The organism is Kitasatospora sp. NPDC059146, assembly GCF_042786665.1.
In the GTDB taxonomy this organism is placed as follows: Bacteria; Actinomycetota; Actinomycetes; order Streptomycetales; family Streptomycetaceae; genus Kitasatospora.
This window is the reverse complement of the sequence record NZ_JBHZCY010000259.1, coordinates 1-2386: the sequence shown is the minus strand read 5'-3', so window position 1 is coordinate 2386 and position 2386 is coordinate 1. Positions and strand designations below refer to the sequence as shown.

Sequence of the window (2386 nt, the reverse complement as noted above, 5' to 3'; positions counted from 1 at the left end):
CTCGTCGTCTGTCCTCGACGCCTCGTCCGTCCTCGACGTCCCGACGGGCCCTGCGGCTCAGAACCCGCCGGTCTGCTCGTCCCGGCGGCGCTGCCAGCGCTGCTCCACCCGGTCCATCATCCCGGCCTTGCGGCGCGGGGCCGCGGCCTGTCGGGGGCCGGAGCCCTGGCCCGCGGGCGCCCGGCGCCAGCCGGTCACCGCGAACACCGCGCACCCGAGCATCACCAGGAAACCGACGACGCTGACCCAGATCTGGTCCGGAACGACCATGCCGCCCATCAGCAGACCGATCCCCACCACGAAGCCGGCGACGGCCAGGTAGACCCGCCGACGGGTAAAGGTGCGCAGCCCGGTTCCCTCAAGCGCTGACGCGAATTTGGGATCTTCGGCATACAGCGCTCGCTCCATCTGGTCGAGCAGTCGCTGCTCGTGCTCCGAGAGCGGCACGGAGTCCTCCTACTCGTCGGTCGCGGGTGCGACCGGTCCGCCTCCCCGGTCGGAGAGGCCAGTCCAATCAGCCTTGGGCACACGGTCGGACGCCCGTGCGGGGGACCCGGCCCGTGTCGTCCATATGCCCCACGCATCCGGCTGTCATGCTTACCGGCTTTACCCAGATCATACGGTCCGGGGCCCCGTTACGGAGTGGTCTGCGCCGCGTGGGACGGGCCCCTTCGACCGGGCGGGGCCGCACCCGGGTCAACGCCGGACGGATCGGACAAGTGCCCGACCCGATGGAATCGGCCCGGAGCCGGGGATGATCCGGCGCACAGCCGGGCGAGGGGGGGGTGTCCGGGGGTCGACCGGTAAGCGAACCGCCGCCGGACGGTGCGCGGACCGGACGGCGGCGGACGGGTGCCGCGGGGACTCCGGGCGGGGTCAGGCGAGGGTGGCCAGCAGGTGCAGCTGGGTGGCCACGGCGTGGAAGGCGGGCTGCGCGGCAGCGGCCTCCTCCAGCTTGAGCAGCGCCTCCATGGCGCCCGGCTCGGTGTCCACCAGGACCCCGGGCACCAGGTCGGCGAAGACCCGGACGCCGTGCACCGACTCCACCCGCAGGCCCGCGCCCTCGGCCAGTCGGCCCAGTTCCTCACCGGTGAAGCGGCGCGGCATCGGGTCCTGCTCGCCCCAGCGCCCGTCCTCGGCGGAGAGCACCGTACGGGCCTCGTTGAAGTGGCCGGCCAGCGCGCGGGCCAGCACGGCGCCGTTGCGGTTGGCGGCCAGCAGGCTGACCAGGCCGCCCTTGCGCAGGGTGGCGGCCAGACTGCCGAGCGACTCGGCCGGGTCGTCCACGACCTCCAGCACGCCGTGGCAGAGCACCGCGTCCACGGTGCCGGGGGCGACCAGCTCGGGCAGCGTCTGGGTGTCGCCCTGGACGGCCCGGACCAGGTCCGTCACCCCGGCCTCGGCGGCCCGGCGCTCCAGCGCGAACAGCGCGTCCGGGCTCGGGTCGACCACGGTGACCCGGTGGCCGAGCTTGGCCACCGGCACGGCGAAGTTGCCGGTGCCGCCGCCGGTGTCGACCACGTCGAGCACCGGCTGGTCCAGCTCGGCCGCCCGCTTCTCCAGGGCTGCCCGTACCACCTCCCAGACCACGGCGGTACGCAGGGCACTGCGGGGACGCGTCGGGTACACGGTCGGGCTCCTTGGCACGTGCAGATCGATCAGGATGCCTCCACCTTAAGCCTGCCGCGCGGCCGCTCCGCCCGCGCCGGGCGGCTCGTCCCCGTCGAGCGGCAGCCGGGGTGCGGGCGGGGCCGGGCGCAGGCCGAGCAGCCGCTCGACCAGGCGCAGGAACAGCGCGGAGTTGCGGATCAGGTCGTCGGCGTCGCGGGCCGAGGCGGCGCCCCGGATGCCGGCCTCGGCGGCGGCCCGGCGGCGGGCGCCGGCGCCGTAGTAGAGCGCCCACTCGGCCAGTTCGGGGGCGACTTCGGGCAGCACCTCCCAGGCGCTGCGGATGGCCTTCCGCCGGCGCGGGTTCTTCTCCGGCCGGCCGCGGACGGCCAGCACGGCGGCCACCGTGCGCAGCGCGGCCAGGTGCGCGGTGGCGTAGCGCTCCAGCGGATCCTCCAGCACGCGGGCGCGGGCCAGCGTGCGATGGGCGTCGGCGAGCAGATCGAGGGCGGCCGGTGGCGCGGCGGCCCGGCGCAGTACGGGGTGGACGTCCCGCCCGGCGGAGCCAGGGGCGGGCGGGATGGACGGGGTGGGTGGCAGGGCGGCGGAGTGGAGGCGGGCGGTGACGGGCTCAGGATGGCTGATGGTCATGGTCTCCCCCGTTCCGAGGCAGCGCCCGGACCGGGTGGTCCGTGCTCCTCCATCGTGACCGGCACCACTGACAACCGGCTCCGGGAACGGACGCAGCGGCGGGGCGGGCGCGCGCCCCCCCCCCCCC

At 75.5% G+C, this 2386-nt stretch carries 3 protein-coding genes; all 3 read right to left on the bottom strand.

The window, feature by feature from the left end:
* Positions 1–57 precede the first annotated feature (57 nt).
* Entirely contained in the window at positions 58–447 is a 390-nt protein-coding gene (locus ACFXPX_RS43745) for a DUF3040 domain-containing protein (protein ID WP_350515624.1), read from the bottom strand.
* Positions 448–876: 429 nt separating this feature from the next.
* Positions 877–1629: a methyltransferase domain-containing protein gene (locus ACFXPX_RS43740; RefSeq protein WP_375893236.1), complete on the bottom strand. Its 753-nt coding sequence runs from the start codon at positions 1627–1629 to the stop codon at positions 877–879.
* A 45-nt stretch (positions 1630–1674) separates the two neighbouring features.
* Complete coding sequence (locus ACFXPX_RS43735; protein WP_380645108.1) at positions 1675–2259, bottom strand: SAV_6107 family HEPN domain-containing protein; 585 nt, start codon at positions 2257–2259, stop codon at positions 1675–1677.
* Positions 2260–2386: the final 127 nt, after the last annotated feature.

What these genes read in the sequence shown, in the direction of transcription:
- ACFXPX_RS43735 (WP_380645108.1), bottom strand. Translation starts at nt 2,259, where the DNA reads ATGACCATCAGCCATCCTGAGCCCGTCACCGCCCGCCTCCACTCCGCC.